Raw genomic sequence first — 19,103 nt, 5'->3', positions numbered from 1 at the left:
CACTGCCAACTGTTACGGTGTACTGAGAACTGAAACTGCCTACCGAAAACTTTAAATACATTCAATTATTACGTAATTTTGAATAGTCAAAATGATGATAAGAATGGAGCGAAATAAAATGCTAGAGTATATAGAGAATGTATTGGAAAATATGCCTATAGATTGGTTGAACTTAACTACCCATCGACTAGATATTTACAATGAAGAATTGGCTAAAGTTCAGTTTTTAGATCAGTTTGAAACCTTAGCAAAGGAGAATAGTTTTAATGCCGCTGCACTACTCAATTTACCTACTGCTTATGATTACATCAGACTTGGTCATCCGTTGTCTTGTGTTTTAGAATGGGTAATCGGGAATTTGAACAATTTGGCACCTGAGCAGGTGATTAGTTTTCTATCAAAGACGACTCCGATTTTATCCATCCTTAGAACAAATTTATTAAAGAATAGAAATACGCTTATTGCTTATACGGGAGAGTTACCTAGTTCTTTTAATGAAGAAGTATTGCGCACAGTTTACGGCTATACTTTTGAATTAAAGCAGTTTAAAAATGCATCTGCTGTTGACGTGTTTGATGGTAGTACAGTTTTCGTTTCAAAACAAGAAGAGATTGCCGCTGTTGACCTAAATCCGAATATTGATTTTTATGTCAACCTTCATGGTGATTTAGGTAGTGTGCTATTGGTGAACGGTGAAAAAAATACAACATACATATCGGATATTCAGCACGTGAGACGAAGAGAAACTGTTGCCATGACTCCGGCAAACTGTCTTGCTGCTTTACAGTCTTTGGTGAATCAACCTACTTCTGATATTCAGAAATCAGATGCAGCTGAGAACAATGCTGCGGTGTTAGATTTAATTAGAGAGGTTAGTGGTACCAATACAACTCCGCTGGTAGCTTCAAGCGGATTATCCATTCAATATGCCATTATGATGGGCTTGGTTGATCATGCTATGGAAAATCATAAAGGAAAAGCGATTAAAATTGTGGTTCCTCCAAATTGTTACGGTGGTACAAACGACCAAGCAAGACGTGTTGCTGCCTGTAGCGATGCTATTGAAATAGTCGATTTACCTGTAGATGGTGATAATGATATGGTAAAAAGTATTGGTATTGTTTTAGATAAACTAGCGAAAGAAGATGCCATTCCATTTATCATTGCCGAAATACCAACGAACCCAAGAGTTGAAGTGCCCGATGTTCATAAATTAAGAGCTGTTTTAAGTGCTAAACGTAAAACGGCAAGTGGGAGCGAGGCTGTAGATCCCGTTTTTATTCTGGATCAAACGTTCTGCCCAAATGTTCACTTTCTAGGTGATGCAGATATTCTTTCATCCATAAGAACAATTTCATTTGCTAGTGGGTCAAAATTTCCAAGTGGCGGAAAATGCACTGCAGGGTATTGTATCGCAAATAAAATAGCGGAACCTTTAATGGATAAAATTGCCTTGCATTTAAGTCTTTGTGATAATGAAGCTACCGATTTGCAAATGGAAATATTGGCAAAGCAAATGCCTTCGATGATACAAAGAATTCACGATGCTTATGTAAATACACTTGATTTTGTAAACTATATTAAGAAAACATTACCCGCCGCTAAAATCAATTTTGTATCTGAAGAATTGGCTGACGAAGGATTTACTCCCTCTGTTTTTTCATTAGACCTACCAACAAAAGGCGATAGCCCTGAAGAAAGAGAAACGTATAAACGAGAAATGAACCATAGGTTAATCAACCTAATGATTACCGAAATACCTAACGAGAGTAAGTACTGTGTTAGCTACGGACAGTTGAATGGTTGTTACTGGACGATACCGGCAACTTCTACCCAAGGCACCACTAAAGAAGATGATAAGGATTATATAGCCCGTGTATCACTTTCTCCGAATATGGATGTGGAGCTTCACAAAAAAGTATTTCTGAAGTTTGTTGAAAGTATGTAAAAATTGTTTGAAAAAGGCTATTCTATATATCCTTTTTCACGCATCCAATCATCATTGAACATTTTACCAATATATCGGCTACCGTGGTCATGAAACAATACTACGACAACATCGTCTTTTGTAAAATTTTCTTTTAATTGCAAAACACCTTTTATAGCAGATCCTGCAGAATTGCCCAGAAACATGCCTTCTTCTTTTGCCAAACGTTGGGTATATACCGCGCCGTCTTTATCGGTTACTTTGGTGAACCCGTCAATAATATCAAAATCCACATTTTTTGGCAGAATGTCTTCACCAATACCTTCGGTTACATAAGGGTAGATTTCCTTTTCGTCAAAAATTCCCGTTTCGTGGTATTTCTTGAATACACTACCATAGGTGTCTACACCCCAAACTTTTACATTAGGGTTCTGTTCTTTTAAATACTTTCCTACTCCAGATATGGTTCCACCGGTTCCCACACCAACTACAAAATGAGTGATCTTGCCATCGGTCTGCTTCCAGATTTCTGGTCCGGTGCTCTCGTAATGTGCTTGGGCATTACTAGGGTTGTCATACTGATTTACATACCAACTATTCGGAATTTCCTTTGCCAATCGTTTAGAAACTGAATAATACGATCTTGGGTCTTCTGGTTCTACGGCTGTGGGGCAAACCACAACTTCTGCACCTACCGCCCTTAAAATATCACACTTTTCTTTAGACTGTTTATCCGCCAATACAAAAATACATTTGTAACCTTTTACAATGGCGGCCAATGCGAGTCCCATTCCCGTGTTTCCAGAGGTTCCTTCAATGATCGTTCCGCCTGGTTGTAACCTACCATCAGCTTCTGCATCTTCGATCATCTTTAACGCCATACGATCCTTAACCGAGTTGCCAGGGTTAAAAGTCTCGTACTTAGCCAATACCAAACAAGGTAACTCTGCCGTAAGTGTATGGATTTTTACAAGGGGAGTATTACCGATTGTACCAAGTATATTTTCTGCGTATTCCATAGCTGCTTTTAAAGTCGATCAAAGTTATAAAACTAGATCGACCAAAGCAAAATTGTTGCAGATACATCAATAATTGATTTTTTCGCTTATCTGTTACAGCAATTACTACCGAACAACAGTAACTTCTAATTCTACTTTTAAGGTTTCAAATAGACTTTTAACTTCTAAAACGGTACTAGCCTGTTTTATCCCGTGCTTATTTACCCAGGTTTGAAAAATATCAAAAGAGGCAAAAAATTCATCTGATGAATTGGTGTAGATATTTAATCGTACAATATTGTTGCATTGATACCCTGCCTCGTCAATGACTTTTTCTAAATTCAATATGGTGTCTATAAGCTGGCTTCTCATATCGCCATTACTTGATTTCCCGTCTGCATCAATTGCCGTTTGACCAGAAATATATAAGGTTCCTTCTGGTTTTATTACTTCTATTGCCTGAACATAACTTCTTTCATTCTGCCAATCCCAAGGGTTGATTATTCTTTTTTCCATTTGTTTCTTTTTTTTTGCTAAACATGATGACACGGTAGTTTATTAATGTGTCATGATGAATAGCTTTATTTTAAGCGACAAATATTTGAATAATGAAGTGGTTTTAGTGTGACAAACATCACAATTTTAAATGATGCAAACGATTTTAAGAAGAAAGTCTACTAAGCGTCTCACGAGAAACACCCAAGTAAGAAGCGAGAAGCGTTTTAGACACACGTTGAAACAATGTTGGATACTGTTTCAGTAATTGCTCATATCTTTCATTTGCACTTGAAGTTAGAAAAGATATGATTCTATTTTGTGAAGCTATATGCCCTAAATTAGATTTTTGAAGGAAGAAACGCTCCATTTTCGGTAATTCTGTCGATAGCTTTTGATAATCGCTTAGACCAATGGAAAACACCACTGTGTTCTCTATACACTGTAATGACATTTTAGCTTTTGACTGTGTAAAATAAGCTGAAAAATCACTTTCCCACCAATCTTCCATTGCAAATGATACAATATGTTGTTTTCCGCCTTGGTCCATATAAATTAATTTTAAAAGACCTGTAACCACATAATAGCAGTAATCTACATCTTCTCCCTGTTGAATAAGAAAGTCGTTTTTATTATATTTATCAAATTTAAAATGGGATAAAACAAAAGCAAATTCATCATCTGTAAGAGGAATTAATTTGTCTATATGTTCTTTTAATTTCTCTTTCATCAATGATTATCCATATTATTGATATTTCAATGAATTTAATTTTAAAGTTTTTACAGGATTATTAAATAGCGTTTTGATAAGCCAATACTAATTTCTTTATCATTCATTTTAATTCGATTCCATCATTTTTTAACATTTCGATAATATATAGCTAGGCTGTTTCAATTGTTGATTTTTTAGTTGGCAATTTTTGTTTCAAAATCACTTTTTTCTTTCAGAAAAAATACTAACTCTTTTTCTACTTTAATATTCTCAGCATCCATTCTTGAAACATCAAAAGTCAATTCAGAAACTATTAATAGATTTTACTTGCTGTTGGAATTCTTAAGCTTTTCCTGATTGTGCGCTTAACATGAGCAATAAGATGATAATGTATGTTTTTCTTAATATTAGATTTAAATTTTTGGTAATTGAATTATTAATTTATAAGGATATGGTTTAATTACATCTATTCCCATATAATATTCAAATTCTTGAATGTCACATTTAATTTGTCTTTGTTATAACCGCTTCGAGTATAAAAGTCAATGATTAATGAAGCTAACATTGGGGTGCCTTCAACTATTTGCTCAAGTTCAATTGTAAATTTTGTAGGTACATCCTTTAAAACTTTATCAACCCTAGATAAACCTCCTATTTTTAATTTGTAGGACATAATACCATTCCCTTGAGGATCTGTGGCATATGCTTTTTGTCCTTGTACAGGTCTTACAGCACCTTTGTTTATTAGTATTCCATTAATATTCACCACTCCTGAATTTGAGTTACCAACAACTGAATTAATTTTAAGGGTAACATCATTATCCTTGGTGGATATTTTAGAACTAATAAGGTTTAATGTTTCTTTATAATATTCTATATCTTTTTCTAATTTATCCATTTTATCATTTTGGGAAACAATGATATTATCTTTGGTTGTTAACTCCTTTTTTAAATTGTCAACTTCTGACTTATAATCTGTATTATTTGATTGTGAATATCCGTTTACTAGAAATAATAAAACGAATCCAATGATTAATTGAGTGTTTTTCATAATGATTAGTTATTTAAACGGAAGATCGAAATTATATTTATAAACCGAGGATAAATCTTATGAAATTTGTAAGAACTTATTAACGAAACTTTTAATACACTACTCAGTTAAAATAGGAGGTGTGAGTTAAAATTCCTTTTTAATCTTGCTCAAAAATTCATGTGTAATACCCAAGTAACTAGAGGTTTGTCTGTCTGTGAGTTTTGAAGCGATTTCTGGATATTTGGAGGTGAAGTGCTGATACCTTTCTTTAGCTGTCAAACTTTGATTACGTACCAATCGTCTTTGCCAAGCAACTACTGATTTTTGGAACATAATGCGAAATAGTTTTTCTGCCGATGGAATTGCTTCATATAATTTTTCTTTATCAGTTTGAGAAATGATCAACAACTCACTGTCTTCAAGTGCTTGAATATTAAGTTCAGATGGTTTGTTGTTCATGAAACTATCGATATCCATTAACCACCAATCTTTTGTAGCAAAAAACAGGGTGTTTTCATTTCCCTTTTTATCCAAAGTAAAGGTTCTAAAACAACCATCTAGCACAAAGCCTTCAAACTTGCAAATTTCACCTTGTTGCAATAAATACGCTTTTTTAGCTATGGACATGGGTTGAAAGTAACGACACAATTCTTCTTCTTCGGCTTTCGAAAGTCGAACAATTTTATTGATATGTGCAATTAGTAAATCGTACTTCATTTTACGTATTTCTCGTAATGAACCTTATTGGTTTAAGATACTATTATAATCCAAAATGATTAATTGGTCCGTTACCAAGACCCAAGGTTTTATGCTGACCGGCAATGATGGCTTGGTTCACATAATTACAGCCATTTCTAATGGCAATTTCTATTGGCTCACCCAAACTTAAGAATGCAGCAATACTTGACGATAGGCTACAACCTGTACCGTGAATATTTTTTGTATTTACCTTTGGATTGGTTATTAAATTGACTTCTTTGGTTTCATGATTGTAGCAAACATCTGTCATTACAATAGTTCCATTATCAATATGTCCGCCTTTTAGAAGGACCGAAGTTTGGTAGCGCTCCCCAATTTTCTTTGCCATCTCTTCCATGTTTTCACTATTAATTTTCTCGTCAATCAATAATTCTGCTTCTGGAATATTAGGAGTAATTAAATTGACGTTTGGTAAAAAATCCTTTAAACAGGCAATGGCATCATCGGCAATTAATTTATGACCGGATGTACTGACCATTACAGGGTCTAAGACGATATTCTTTGCTTTGTATTCGCTTAATTTTCTCTGGACAACCTTTATTACTTCACATGAATGAAGCATGCCGATTTTTATGGCTCCAAAATCAATATCACTTAAAACAGCATCTAATTGCTTTTCTAAATGTGAGATAGGAATGGCATGTATGTCGGTAACTCCCATTGTATTCTGCGCTGTAGTTGCAGTAATTACCGTAGCGGCATAAGCTCCGCAGGCACTAATACTTTTAATATCTGCCTGAATACCGGCACATCCGCCAGAATCGCTACCGGCAATGCTCAATACACTTTTGTAAGGTGTTTTTAAATCTTCCATAGTTCTTTATTGTAAGCGCTGTCCCAAAACATCCATTCTAATTTAGAGGCTTTTTCAAAAGCAGTTTGCATTTTTTGCAAAACTTCTTCAGAAGCGTTTGCTGCATACTTATTGGTGATAATTATGGCATTATTTACCGAGTTCGCAAATTCTTCCCCGCCATAGGTGTCGATCCAATCTTGATAGGGGTTATCGGCTTTGTTTGATTGGTTGGTATGTATGTAATCTCCAATTTCCTTGTAAATGGTAAAGCAGGGTAGTACGGCAGCCAATGCTTCTTCTAATGAATGATTTGCCACTATGCGTGTTAAATAACTGGTGTATAATTCGCAAGTAGGAGAGGGCTCGTGAGCCAACTGATTATCCTTTAAAAATATTTGATGCAAGGCATTTTCTACATTGATAATTCCTGTGGCCGAATCCAAAAAAAACTGAGTGTCATCTACGTGCTCACATTTAACACCTATAGTTGCTAATACCTTTTTATATTCCGCCAAATACATGGCATCTTGATTAATGTAAAATTGGAATACTTCTTTAGATAGCGTGCCGTTCATCAGTTCTTTGATGAAAGATTGCTCTTTTATGGCTTCTAGAATATAATCTGTTTCTTGTCGTGCTATTTTATACCAGTCTTGCATACTATTTCTTTAAGTTCTTTTGTTGCCGCTTCTGGGTTTGCTGCTTTTGAAATGGCAGAAACCACAGCTATTCCGTCCGCGCCATTTTTAATTATTTCTTTAGTGTTGTTTTTGTGAATTCCGCCAATACAAACAATAGGCTTAGAATACAGTGCGCGAATTTCTTTAAGTCCTAATAAACCCAAAGGTCGTGCTAAATCAGTTGTCTTTGTATTTGTCGAAAAAATAGGGGAGATGCCAATATAATCTGCCGCCTGAGCATCCTGATGTTCGGCTTGTTTTTTGTTACTAACCGATAGTCCAATAATCTTACTATTACCCAATAATCTACGAGCAACATCATAAGGCATATCGGTTTGACCAATATGTACACCGTCCGCATCTATGGCAAGTGCAATATCTAATCGGTCATTGATGATCAATGGAATTCTATAGGTGCTACATAATTCTTTACACCGTAATGCACGGTTATAAAATGCCAAAGTATCTAAAGTTTTCTCTAGTAATTGAATGATAGTTGCCCCGCCTTTTAAAGCGGCTTCTAGCATGGCAAAGAAGGTGTTGTCATTCCTAATACTATCATCCGTCACGAACATTAAAGCGTAATCTACATTAAGCATTGGTCTTTACTTTTTCGGCTAAAATATTAGGAGTAATATCATACAAGCTGTCATAGAAATGCATTTGAAAGCTACCTGGACCGGCGCTCTTGTCATTTGCCATATCTCCAGCAACGCCCATAATTGCCATTGCCGCAGTTGCCGCTAAATGTGCATTTTCTTCTACACCTAAGCACGCACCTACCATTGCAGTTGCCGTACAGCCCATACCGGTGATTCTCGCCATAAGCGGACTCCCGTTTTCAATTTTACTTACAGTATCGCCAGTGATGATATAATCTATTGCGCCACTGATTACTACGGTATTGTTGAATTTCTTTGATAGTAGGGTAGCGCCTTCAATAGCATCTTGGGTATCCATAGTACTATCCACCCCTTTTGTAGAATTGGTCAGTTTTGCCAATGCCATAATCTCGGATGCATTACCACGAATTACATTAGGTGTAGCTGTCTCTATAATTTTTTGGGCAACCTCTGTTCTGTATGCAGATGCACCGACACCTACAGGGTCAAATACAAACGGAGTATTGGTCGCTTTAGCTTGTTCAGCTGCCATAAGCATACTTTCTACCCATTTTTCGCTCAACGTACCCATGTTGATAACCAGCGAAGAAGAAATAGTAACAATATCATTAACCTCCTCTATAGCATGAGCCATTACAGGAGATGCGCCAACAGCTAACAATGCATTGGCGGTGTTATTCATTACAACATAATTGGTAATGTTATGTACTAACGGACCTTTAGTTTTTACTTGTTCTAATACGGATGCAATACTGCTCATTATAATAGTCGTGTTTAGCGATACAATTCATTTATAAACTGAATCAACTAAGTTCGCTATTTTCAGAAAAACTAGAAACATAATCCTATTACCATTGTAATAAGTTATTAACTGAGAATATTTAAGATGTTTATTTTTATTTTAAAACTGATTTAATCATTTTTAGTAAAATACCCTTCATTTGATACGGCTGCATCGCTAACGCTTATACTGGCTGTTTTAAACCAAACTTCGGCATAATTACCATCTGCATATTGCTTTTGAATATCGCCGCCATGGGTTTCTGCACCTGAGCACCAATTCATATTAGTTTCTGGAGATTTACCATTTGTTTGGTTGTAAGTACCCAATTTAAAAAAACAACCTTCACCAGTATATGCCTTTTTGCGCTCAACACCATCTTGACCTATTGGGAAGAATAATTTCTTCGTTTGCTCTGGAATATCAGCCTTTGTAGTGTATTCTGATTCTAACAGATTCTTAGTAAATGTTTTAGTTTCATGTCCGTCACTCATAAATTTCAAGCTCATGATTCCGGCTTTTACAACAACTTCATAGCTGAATTCTTCCCCTAATGCTATACCATCTTCTGGCTCTGCAGGATAGGTATCTGCTGTTTCGCCAACCACAGAAAAGTCATTTCCCCAAACAGCATTAGAGTAGTCCCATCTGCCAGCATTATCATCACCAGCGGTATTAATCTCATAATGCCAAAAAACAGAACCTTTAGTGTGACCCGGAAATTTCTTGTAGAATATTTTCAATGGTTCATTTTCAAATGCGTCTGCACTATGAATTTGACCTACTACAACGGCATGTGTTGCTGCAACACGAGCATCGCCCGTGGCAGAAACATTCATTACTTTAAGGGTAGCGGTCAGTTTATCATCTGCTGTTTCTGGATAAAACTTTTTAATCTGCGCCAATTCGGTTCTAGTATTGTTAGATGTACCATGAGTATCGCCTCCATTGGGAGCTTTAAAAACTACCCAATCATCTTTGCCATCATTAGTGGTATAAAAATAATCTTTGTTTTCAAAATCATTGGCGATGCCTGCATTAGAGCCATCACCAAGAATTAATTTCCAATCATCAAAAAACGGAATCACATCACTTGCGTAAACGGTTTCATCAGGCTGATTTTCTATAGATGTATCTTCGGTGGAATCAGATGTTTTTTTGGTAGTATTCTTGCAACTAGTAAAACAGAAGATGACTAGTAATGATGCTAAGGTAATTGTATATTTTTTCATTTTTCTTATGATATGACCGATAAGATATGAATAGTTTAGATGTTTTAACGCGATTGATGGAATAATACTTAATGGATGAAGTTAGATTTGTTGTCTAAATGTAATTTGTTAAGAATTGAATGATTAAACCAATTAGCCCGATGCTAAGACATAATGGCGAGAATAACTTCGTATCGGCCTTGGCAAATTCTGTATGTTTTATCTTTTTGAAAAAACCAACATAATTAAATTCACCTATGGCACGAATTAGGAACAGAATAGGGATGACATAATACAATAGATTTGTAAGTTGATTTGAAATGTTGAAAACCTCAAGCTTATTTAAATAAATCAACCCAAAAAGAGCCAAAACCAGAGCAACTAATAGTGTTGCATATTTTGGAATTGAAAGAAGTTCCAAGTCCTTTTCTCTTGTTGGTATTGCCTGTCTTAAACCCCAAGTACCCCCAAAAAGCCAAAAGAAATGAAACCCTGACAGAATCATAAAAATAAGAAATAAAACCGCACTTAATATATTGACAATCATAATGCTAAAATTTGTTTGCGAAACAACAAATTTCAGTTAAGTAGTTTGAATAGCCACTTAACTTTGGGTAATTAATGATGCGCGATCTGGTTTCTTATTCTACTTAATGATTGGGGAGTTATACCTAAATAACTGGCTATATGTTTCAATGCATATTTTTGAAAAAAATTAGGCTCATTTTTCAATAGAAGTAAATATCTTTCTTTTGGAGATAGAAACAACATCTGCTCCGTTCTTCGTTTGCTATTTAGAAATATCTGTTCGCTCATAATTCTACCGAATTTGTTCCAATAAAACGAGGTTTCGTAAAGGGAGTATAGTCCGTTTCTATCCAACAAAATCATTTCACCTTTGTCAATCGATTGTATACAAAGTGCAGATGGCTCTAGACTAATAAAACTCTCATAATCGGTAATGAATTCATTATTAGATTTTAGTAGCAGATTGGTTTCTATTAAATTGTCATCGATATGATACGATCTAATAGAACCTGTTTTTATAAAAGCAATAAAATTACATACACTAGGCGGGCAAAGAAGCATTTCGTTCTCATCAAATTCAACAATTGAAAGATGTGGTTTAATAGCTACCCAATCTGTCTCTTGGATTGGTAGAATTTGGTGGAGTATATCTTTTAATAGATCGATTGACTTGGTATTTATAGTGATTAGCCGATAATATTTTTTTAAAAGTATAGTGGATAATGATCGAAAGCAAATTACATGTATTTTAAAATTCTTTAAACCACTATTGTTAATTAAATTGTTTTAAAAATGATTATCACCTAGCTAACGATAACTACTTTACCTCGTGTTCGCATCTTTTCAATATGCGCTATAGCATCGGGAATCTGAGTATAGGGATACGTTTTTTCTATGTGAACCTTAATCTTCTCTTCTTTTATCAATAAAGCTAAAGTCTCTAAATCTTGGGTATTGGCTTCGGCAGTAAATTGGGTTAACGGGAACTTACTGAACGCCTTTTTAAAAAGAACAGAAAACATATGACCCATAGTAGTGAAACCGACCAAAACACCTCTATTACCCATTCTCGTATAATCGTCATGTTTTAGGTTACCATGGGTATCGATGATTACATCATAGTTGTCATTATATTCATGAATGTTTACTTTATTATAAGCAATGACATTATCTGCACCAATAGATAGTACAAAATCAATATTTCTACTAGAACAAACCGCAGTTACTTTAGCTCCATGAGCTTTTGCTATTTGTACGGCAAAGTGGCCAACACCACCTGATGCTCCATTGATTAAAACCGATTCACCAGCTTTTATTTTTCCATGTGTAACTAGGGCTTGGTAAGCTGTAAGACCTGCAACTGAAACACTTGCCATAATAGGGAAATCTACATTTGTTGGTATTTTTGCACATACTTTTGAAGGCACACATACATATTCAGCAAAAGCTGCACCTTCTATAGATTCCCCAAATACCTTATCTCCTATATTGAGTGTTGTTACATTAGTGCCTACTTCTTCTACAATTCCTGAAAAATCAGTACCTAAAATAAGTTGCTTAGGTTTGAGTAACCCGATAGATAATCTGGCTAAAAATGGTTTTCCGCGTAGTATATGCCAATCTGCAGGATTAACTGAATTTGCCATAACCTTAACCAAAATATGATTGTCTTTTACAGTAGGCATCTCAACTTCTTCTAGTTGCAATACTTCCGGTCCGCCATATTTTCTTTTAGTAATGGCTTTCATACTATATATGTTATTTTACTTGGTTACGACGTCTTATTTTCAACTTTTATGTCGGGCTGATTATTGACTTTAAAATCAAAAATGTCGTTACGAGAATAATGACCATTGACATCAAAATCTAACTTTGCATGTACTATTTCATTTAAATCTATTTCTGCTACCAATGCACCTGCTTCATTAAATAATGGACCTGCAATAACTTTACCCAAAGGAGAAACAATAACACTGCCGCCACGACATAAATTTTCAGGTTCATTTTCTAACAAATGCTGATATTTCTCTGGATACATAGATTTGGTATAATACTGATTACAACCTAAAACAAAACACCTGCCTTCTAAAGCAATATGTTTCATGGTAGATGTCCACTCTTCTCTTGAGTCCGCAGTAGGTGCAATATAGATTTCTACACCTTTTTGATACATCGCCATTCTAGCCAACGGCATATAATTCTCCCAGCAAATGAGCCCGCCCAGTTTACCAATTTTAGTATCGAAACTCACTAAAGATGAACCATCGTCTTCATTCCAAATAATACGTTCGCTGCCTGTGGGTTTTATTTTTCGATGGACACCTAAAAAGCCATCAGTAGGTGAGATGTAGAGCATTGAACAATACAGACTTCCGCTATTTGATTGTTTCTCTGTATTACCAATTATTAAATATACCTTCTCAGTTTTGGCAAGTTTAACCAGTCTATGTAATTCCTTACCTTCTAAATCTAAGCTGTTCTTATGGTAATCAGCATATAGTTTTCTGCCTTTATCGGTTCTGCTGCCAACCACGGCGCCAAAAGAAAACCCTCTTGGGTATCCAGGAATAAACGACTCTGGAAAAACTATTAATTCACATCCTTGCTTGGCATAGGTTTTTACTAGACTTTCTATTTTATCGATAGTTTTCTCGATATCAAAGAAAACGGGACTATCTTGAATAAGGCAGACTTTTACTTTCATGTATACGGCATATATTCACCGTAAGTTAACAATTATTCCAACCCTTTTTTATCAGGATTCCAGAAAGGCTTTGTTTTTATTTGCTTGGTACTCCAATTCAATTCTTTTCTGAAATAATTGGTCAATGTAATACAAACTCGACTATCACCAGCGATATACACCATGTTATCGCCTTTCATTTCAGGAATTATACTATTCAATTTTTGGATGATTTCTGTAGATGGATTTTCACACATTACATTAAAACCAAAAGGGTTTGACCTATCAACATCCGCAAAAAAATCTTCACTTTGCTGACTGTAAACAACACTCTCAATCTGTTTATTATCCGGTAGGTTTCGATTGATGATATACAAGTGTGATAGTGCTGATAAATCACCGATCATTAGATAGCTATCTGCTGAGTCCTCAACAAGAAATTTTCCTTTTTTCCACTTAAAATATACCGTGTCATTGAGTTTACAAGTTTCTACCCACCTAGCGCCAATACCCTGGCTATGTGTTGCAATGGCAATATCTATGGTACTATTTTCTTTATTAATATCCCAAACGCTATAACTTCTGACCTTATCTTTTAAAGAAATATCATCTTGATCAATTCCTACACCTAATCTTAAAAAGTGTCCTGGTTCAAAATCATAATCAGCAATGCCATCACTCTGAATGCGTATTTTATACACTGAACCTGATAGCTTTGTTTTTTCTATAATAATCCCTTTTTCAAGAACCTTTTTAATAATGGTTTCCATCAACCCCATATTGTTTCGCTTTTAATTAATGAACAAAGCACCTAAAAATTTTATTCTCGGTGCTTCGTCTATAATATTGTCAATTGCTCTCAAGATCAAATGATCTAATTCTTAAAAAAGACTAAACTTCACTGTTGTTCTTAAACTCAGAAATCATCACAAAAAGAGATTTGGGAGCCCTGCCCGTTGCTTTTTCAAAGTCTGATGGTACATTGTTAGCTCCAGCTTTTATCCCTTCATATATACCCGCAATAACGGTACCCATAAAATCTCCTAAAGCAGCTTTTCTATCTGCAGCATAATTGTTAACCGTTACCGAATTGTAGATAACATTAGTACCATACACTTTATTGATATTTTCTGCCAACTCGCTTTGCGTTACTGGCTCACCAACCAAGTTGTATACTTGACCATTGTGTTTATCTTCAATTAATAATTTGGCGTAGGCGTATCCTAATTCTTCTCTGCTAGTGTAGGTACATTTTCCTTGTCCGGCACAGTTCTCGATTCTACCTTCTTTTACATAGGTATGTATATATTCTAGATCTGGTTCTATGTAAATTCCGTTTCTGCCAATTACCCATTGCAATCCTGATGCTTGCACGTCTTTTTCTGTTTGTCTATTACTTTTTACTATAGGGCTAAAAGCATTCTTATCTTCATCGCCAACAATGCTAGTATATACTATTTTTTTAACGCCATTTTGTTTTGCAGCTTCTATGACATTTCTATGTTGTTGGATTCTTTTTTGAGGTTCGTCCATTCCGGAAACCAAAAGAACGGCATCTACGCCTTGTAATGCTGAATTAAAATCTTCACGACTATTATAATCACCTTTTCTAATTTCTACCCCTAAATAGGTTGCCTTTTCTACAGTTCTGGCAATACCTATTACATTCTCTTTTCCTATTAAGTTAATTAGGTGTTTTACAATAGATGCACCTAATTTTCCACTGGCTGATGTAACTGCTATTTTCATCCTTCTAATTTTTATTTGATTTAAGACCTTTTAATTCTTTCTCGAGTTGTTCTGCTTTTGCCTTAAACTTTTGCATTGCAGTTTTTAACTGACCTATTTTCTTAAAGGCATCTTTGTCTTGCACAGCTTTATAGGTAATAATCCCGTCCTTTTCTTTTATTTGTGATTTGCTCCCACACTTAGGGCATGCTTCTACTTTACCCATAATAGTTTATTCTTTAGAACAAAGTTAAAAGCTATATAAGTTTTGCTTGTGGTAAATATTAAACTAAGAATGGTAAAAATAATTACATCACACTTCATTTTATCAAATGTCGTAATAGAACAGTTTTAAATGTAGCGTTTTATAATTTCTTTTAGCTAAGATGAACTTTTGTTCTACAATCCCAGTCAGGCATTATATAGGTTACGCAATGCGATTTTCAACTATTACTTGACGAGCTTTTTCTTAAGTCTAATGATACCGCCAGAAATAAGGGCAGGTATACCAATTAGAACGGTAACCTTTACCAATGGTAACACGTACATCATCCAACTAGCACGTGAATTTTGTTCAACATTATTTTCTTTTATGGACTCGACCCTAAAACTATCGGCCCAATCGGTAAAGTTTAATAACCATACCGCGAATGATAATACCGTTGAAATCGAAATTAAAAAAATTAAATCTCGAGAATATGTTTTTATAATAGCACCTATTCCTATTAAATTATGAAGGTCTGTTTTTAGTTTAAGTTTACTAAAAGCACCTAAAATCCATTTCCAGTGTAGGGTAATGTGAATACCCAAAACTACCATAAAAAGTGTGGCGCTTAGGTTATGAATTGTAGACCAAAAAGCATCTGGCACAAAATGAATACCGAAAGCGGGTAGTGCGGCTTCAGAAATTACTATTCCAGAAACGGTAACTGTTATCATTAAAAGGTAAAGAAACCAGTTTAATATATAATCGAATCTGGTTTTAATAGTTTCTTTCTTGAAGAATTTTTGAGAATTAACGGTAATCCAATTCCAATTTATAATTACGTGGATAAAAAAAGGAATTATGATGATAAAACTTGCCCATTCATGAATAGGTATTCCTGTAGATTGCGGTACTAAAACTAAAATCATTAGTATAAAAAACAAAAGGTCAACCAATATTCTAATCTTCGAGGCTTTTTTGGGCTTTTTCACTTCTTTCATTTCTAAATCTTTATTCATCGATTTCTAATAGTATATATGACTATTTTTAGACATATAAGTTTAATTCTAAATTGATATTTTAATTATCCTTTAAACAGAAAAACTATGGTTATCTTATTAATTCTGATGTATTAATACCACCTTACCATGGTGTTTTGATTGTAACTTAAATTTTTTATTTTTTGATACGGTTTTGAGAAACGTTTGGCAATCTGACATGTCTGCATTGTCTACATAAATGATTGTGCCTTTATGAAAGTTCGGTTCTAGTATTTCAAAGACAGGTAAGTATAAATCTTTCCAACCATCTAAAAGTAAGAAATCGACTTGTTCGTTATGGTTTTTTAGAGTGTTGACAGCATTACCAATTCTTAAATCTATTAATGTATCTACGTCAGCTTTTTTGAAGTTTTCTAAAGCTTTTTCGGCTTTTTCGACAATTAACTCTGTAGTAATTATATGACCCTCTGTATTAATAGCTGCTTGAGATAAGAATAAGGTAGAAATACCGAATGAAGTGCCAAATTCTACGATATTTTTAAGATTGTTTTGCGTAATTAAACTTACTAATTCCTCACCTTGAGATTTAGAAATTGATAAATACGCTTCTTTTAAATCACTAGGTTGCATCGTTCTATTTTGAACATTTGCAAAAGCTTTCATAATTCTAATCTGATCATACTTTGCCTCGTTATAAAGCTCGTCTAAAATACTTGTGATTTTTTTTTGTTGTGCGGTATTTATATGTTTCAACTAGAAATGATTTTATTTAGCTAAACTTCTTTAGCTATTATTATTATTATTATTAGGACTTTTAAATATTTGACCTTGATTGATATATCTTAAAAAGCTAATCATTTAATTTTATTAAAAATTAAGGGTAGCTTTTGTTTTCTAAAACATACCATTTTTATGTGGCATATCTTTATCGGCATGTACGGGTTCTACAACGTCCCAGTGTTCAACAAGTTTACCGTCCCTAATTCGTAAAATATCTACAACAGCAGTTACACCTGCATTTGAAGTCACTTTTGAATACACTACTACGATATCATTTTGAGCTAAAACATATTTAATATCATAGCAAAGCGCAGGAATTTTTCCGCTTTTAAAAATTTCTTTTACAGGAGCAATACCATCGGCAATCATCGGATTGTGTTGAATATATCCTTCATATACCATGGCATCTAAAGCTTTATCAAGCGCACCTTTATTGAATGCTCTGTTCAGAAATTTAACTGCCGTTTTTTTGTTCATTTCTTCTTGCTTTTCAGAATAGTTAACAGGGTTTTCTTCGAATTTTCCCGTTGTACCTGTTTCTGAATGTCCAGAAGCAGTTTTATCTGAGAGCGGCTGACGAATATCCCAATGTTCGGCATATTTACCTTCATTATCAAAACGCATAATATCTACGATTTTACTCTTTGGAGTTCCATCGCCACGATTTACCTCTCTAAGCATTACTAAAAAATTACCGTTATCTAGAAGTCCGTCCGTACCGAGCCATTCTATTTTTTTAGATGAAAAACCTGCAGGTCTTTCAGTGGTTAATTTCCAAACGGGCTCCCATCCATCAGGCAAATCTGGACTATGTTGAATGTAGGGGTCTGAAGCGATATTCATAAATGCTTCAAAATCATTTGACTTGGCAGTTTTGAATATTGCAGTTAATGCAGAACGTGAGCGATCACCGAATTGATGACCCTTTTCTGATATATAAGTAGTATCTATTTCACAAGTGGTCGTAGATTGCTTACCAATACTTTTATTTGAATTACAAGACGATAAAACCAAAATGATAGCCATCGTTAAAATATTCTTTACTATTCTTTCATTGCGCATTTTTGCTGATTTTTAAGTTAATAATTGATGTGAGCCAATAACATATAAGCTGTTAGGAATTATTATTTTCATTTTCCTTTTAACCAAAACCACTGTATAATAAAAAGTAGTTTATAGTCAATGAGGGCAAACCCAAGGCACCAGAAGCTGTAGTACCGAACATGTCAAAAAATTCTATTACGAATACTCCAAAAAAAGCTAAAAAGCTGCCAAAAAAATAACCTAATTGACATTCTTATTCTATCTATTATTTTCAATTAAATTGATAAATACTTGAATTTTAGATTGGTTCTGCTTAAAATGAAATTATACGTAACTAGTATCAACATTGTCGTAAACACGAATAGCCTTTATTTTACCAGTTTCTTTGTTAATATCATAAATTGAAATGCCTGCCTGTGGCTTAAAAGTCGCACTGCCCCAAACATCGCAAGTATATTCTCCTGCAAAACTTCCTTTGTTTTTATCAAATATGTAATTATGGAATTTTAAGGGTACACCACCATCAGCAAAAAAATGTTCAAAATGTTCATGAAGTCCTGCTTTTGTCTTATGGTTCCAACGCCAACCGGCAGGCTCTCTAAAATACACATCGTCTTCAAATGATAAGGTCTGCATGGTTTTCTCTACAGATCCATTACTAATTGCTTCAAAATAATGAACCACCTCCGTTGGTTCAATCAAGGGTATCAACTTGTCGAATATAAAGGCTCTGAAAATATGACCTTCGGTAAGTGGATAAACGGAATGATAAGTTCGTATGCTATTGAATTTTGCACCGTTTTTTGTTATAACAGCTACCAAAGGTAAATCGAATGTATTTTTTAGTAAAATGTCATACTCTATAACTAATTGATCATCATCTTCGAACTGTCTGAAAATTTTAACTTCTTGTATTTCATTTTTAAGATAGTCGTTTTGTTTTATCAAAAGTTCAAGACTCTTATCTTTTCCTATAATCGTGCCCACGGTTTGCAAATTTAATTGCACGTCGTCAGTTAACTGTTCTAGAATAGTTGAGTATTCATTCGCAATAACCATTTCTATAAAATTCATTTTATTTATTGTTTTAAGTGATTTCTTTATTATTAAGAATTAACG

At 34.4% G+C, this 19,103-nt stretch carries 22 protein-coding genes; 1 reads left to right on the top strand and 21 read right to left on the bottom strand.

Going from position 1 to position 19,103, the window contains the following annotated elements; genetic code table 11:
• The first annotated feature begins 103 nt into the window (after positions 1–103).
• Positions 104–1,948 (top strand): cystathionine beta-synthase, encoded by a 1,845-nt coding sequence (locus Q4500_RS16245; RefSeq protein ID WP_303600646.1) that lies wholly within the window; start codon positions 104–106, stop codon positions 1,946–1,948.
• 17 nt (positions 1,949–1,965) lie between these two features.
• On the opposite strand, the gene Q4500_RS16240 is transcribed toward Q4500_RS16245, so the two are convergent.
• From Q4500_RS16240 to Q4500_RS16140, 21 genes are all read right to left on the bottom strand, one after another.
• The gene (locus Q4500_RS16240; protein WP_303600645.1) at positions 1,966–2,946 is read right to left on the bottom strand and encodes a PLP-dependent cysteine synthase family protein; all 981 of its coding nucleotides are present in this window, start codon (positions 2,944–2,946) and stop codon (positions 1,966–1,968) included.
• A gap of 105 nt (positions 2,947–3,051) precedes the next feature.
• Positions 3,052–3,441, bottom strand: coding sequence for a RidA family protein (locus Q4500_RS16235; protein WP_303600644.1), 390 nt, complete (start codon positions 3,439–3,441; stop codon positions 3,052–3,054).
• Positions 3,442–3,586: 145 nt separating this feature from the next.
• Positions 3,587–4,150, bottom strand: coding sequence for a Crp/Fnr family transcriptional regulator (locus Q4500_RS16230; protein WP_303600679.1), 564 nt, complete (start codon positions 4,148–4,150; stop codon positions 3,587–3,589).
• Between the two features lie 448 nt (positions 4,151–4,598).
• Positions 4,599–5,183, bottom strand: coding sequence for a hypothetical protein (locus Q4500_RS16225; protein ID WP_303600643.1), 585 nt, complete (start codon positions 5,181–5,183; stop codon positions 4,599–4,601).
• Between the two features lie 126 nt (positions 5,184–5,309).
• Complete coding sequence (locus tag Q4500_RS16220; RefSeq protein ID WP_303600642.1) at positions 5,310–5,882, bottom strand: Crp/Fnr family transcriptional regulator; 573 nt, start codon at positions 5,880–5,882, stop codon at positions 5,310–5,312.
• Between the two features lie 43 nt (positions 5,883–5,925).
• Positions 5,926–6,738, bottom strand: coding sequence for a bifunctional hydroxymethylpyrimidine kinase/phosphomethylpyrimidine kinase (gene thiD / locus Q4500_RS16215; RefSeq protein WP_303600641.1), 813 nt, complete (start codon positions 6,736–6,738; stop codon positions 5,926–5,928).
• On the bottom strand, positions 6,726–7,379 hold the full coding sequence (gene tenA, locus Q4500_RS16210; RefSeq protein WP_303600640.1) for a thiaminase II: 654 nt from the start codon (positions 7,377–7,379) through the stop codon (positions 6,726–6,728). Before tenA ends, thiD begins: the two co-directional genes overlap by 13 nt.
• Complete coding sequence (thiE, locus tag Q4500_RS16205) at positions 7,358–7,999, bottom strand: thiamine phosphate synthase (RefSeq protein WP_303600639.1); 642 nt, start codon at positions 7,997–7,999, stop codon at positions 7,358–7,360. The genes tenA and thiE overlap by 22 nt, the downstream gene beginning before the upstream one ends.
• Entirely contained in the window at positions 7,992–8,783 is a 792-nt protein-coding gene (gene thiM, locus Q4500_RS16200; protein WP_303600638.1) for a hydroxyethylthiazole kinase, read from the bottom strand. Before thiM ends, thiE begins: the two co-directional genes overlap by 8 nt.
• A 152-nt stretch (positions 8,784–8,935) precedes the next feature.
• A complete protein-coding gene (locus Q4500_RS16195) occupies positions 8,936–10,036 on the bottom strand; it encodes a polysaccharide lyase family 7 protein (RefSeq protein ID WP_303600637.1) in 1,101 nt (366 codons plus the stop codon).
• A 94-nt stretch (positions 10,037–10,130) separates the two neighbouring features.
• Positions 10,131–10,562, bottom strand: coding sequence for a DUF3995 domain-containing protein (locus Q4500_RS16190; RefSeq protein ID WP_303600636.1), 432 nt, complete (start codon positions 10,560–10,562; stop codon positions 10,131–10,133).
• 71 nt (positions 10,563–10,633) lie between these two features.
• Complete coding sequence (locus Q4500_RS16185) at positions 10,634–11,104, bottom strand: Crp/Fnr family transcriptional regulator (RefSeq protein WP_303600635.1); 471 nt, start codon at positions 11,102–11,104, stop codon at positions 10,634–10,636.
• A gap of 242 nt (positions 11,105–11,346) precedes the next feature.
• On the bottom strand, positions 11,347–12,291 hold the full coding sequence (locus Q4500_RS16180; RefSeq protein ID WP_303600634.1) for an NAD(P)-dependent alcohol dehydrogenase: 945 nt from the start codon (positions 12,289–12,291) through the stop codon (positions 11,347–11,349).
• A 23-nt stretch (positions 12,292–12,314) separates the two neighbouring features.
• Positions 12,315–13,247: a carbon-nitrogen hydrolase family protein gene (locus Q4500_RS16175; RefSeq protein ID WP_303600633.1), complete on the bottom strand. Its 933-nt coding sequence runs from the start codon at positions 13,245–13,247 to the stop codon at positions 12,315–12,317.
• A 32-nt stretch (positions 13,248–13,279) separates the two neighbouring features.
• Positions 13,280–14,005: a siderophore-interacting protein gene (locus tag Q4500_RS16170; protein WP_303600632.1), complete on the bottom strand. Its 726-nt coding sequence runs from the start codon at positions 14,003–14,005 to the stop codon at positions 13,280–13,282.
• Between the two features lie 112 nt (positions 14,006–14,117).
• Positions 14,118–14,975: an SDR family oxidoreductase gene (locus Q4500_RS16165; protein WP_303600631.1), complete on the bottom strand. Its 858-nt coding sequence runs from the start codon at positions 14,973–14,975 to the stop codon at positions 14,118–14,120.
• A 4-nt stretch (positions 14,976–14,979) separates the two neighbouring features.
• Positions 14,980–15,180 (bottom strand): hypothetical protein, encoded by a 201-nt coding sequence (locus tag Q4500_RS16160; protein WP_303600630.1) that lies wholly within the window; start codon positions 15,178–15,180, stop codon positions 14,980–14,982.
• 224 nt (positions 15,181–15,404) lie between these two features.
• The gene (locus Q4500_RS16155; RefSeq protein ID WP_303600629.1) at positions 15,405–16,178 is read right to left on the bottom strand and encodes a DUF4405 domain-containing protein; all 774 of its coding nucleotides are present in this window, start codon (positions 16,176–16,178) and stop codon (positions 15,405–15,407) included.
• A 99-nt stretch (positions 16,179–16,277) separates the two neighbouring features.
• The gene (locus Q4500_RS16150; RefSeq protein ID WP_303600628.1) at positions 16,278–16,913 is read right to left on the bottom strand and encodes an O-methyltransferase; all 636 of its coding nucleotides are present in this window, start codon (positions 16,911–16,913) and stop codon (positions 16,278–16,280) included.
• A 141-nt stretch (positions 16,914–17,054) separates the two neighbouring features.
• Positions 17,055–18,002, bottom strand: a complete 948-nt coding sequence (locus Q4500_RS16145; protein WP_303600627.1) for a nuclear transport factor 2 family protein — start codon at positions 18,000–18,002, stop codon at positions 17,055–17,057.
• A gap of 306 nt (positions 18,003–18,308) precedes the next feature.
• A complete protein-coding gene (locus tag Q4500_RS16140; protein ID WP_303600626.1) occupies positions 18,309–19,058 on the bottom strand; it encodes a nuclear transport factor 2 family protein in 750 nt (249 codons plus the stop codon).
• Between the last annotated feature and the right edge of the window lie 45 nt (positions 19,059–19,103).

Source organism: Maribacter sp. 1_MG-2023 (genome assembly GCF_030547005.1).
Classification (GTDB): domain Bacteria; phylum Bacteroidota; class Bacteroidia; order Flavobacteriales; family Flavobacteriaceae; genus Maribacter.
This window is presented reverse-complemented; position numbering and strand designations above follow the sequence as displayed.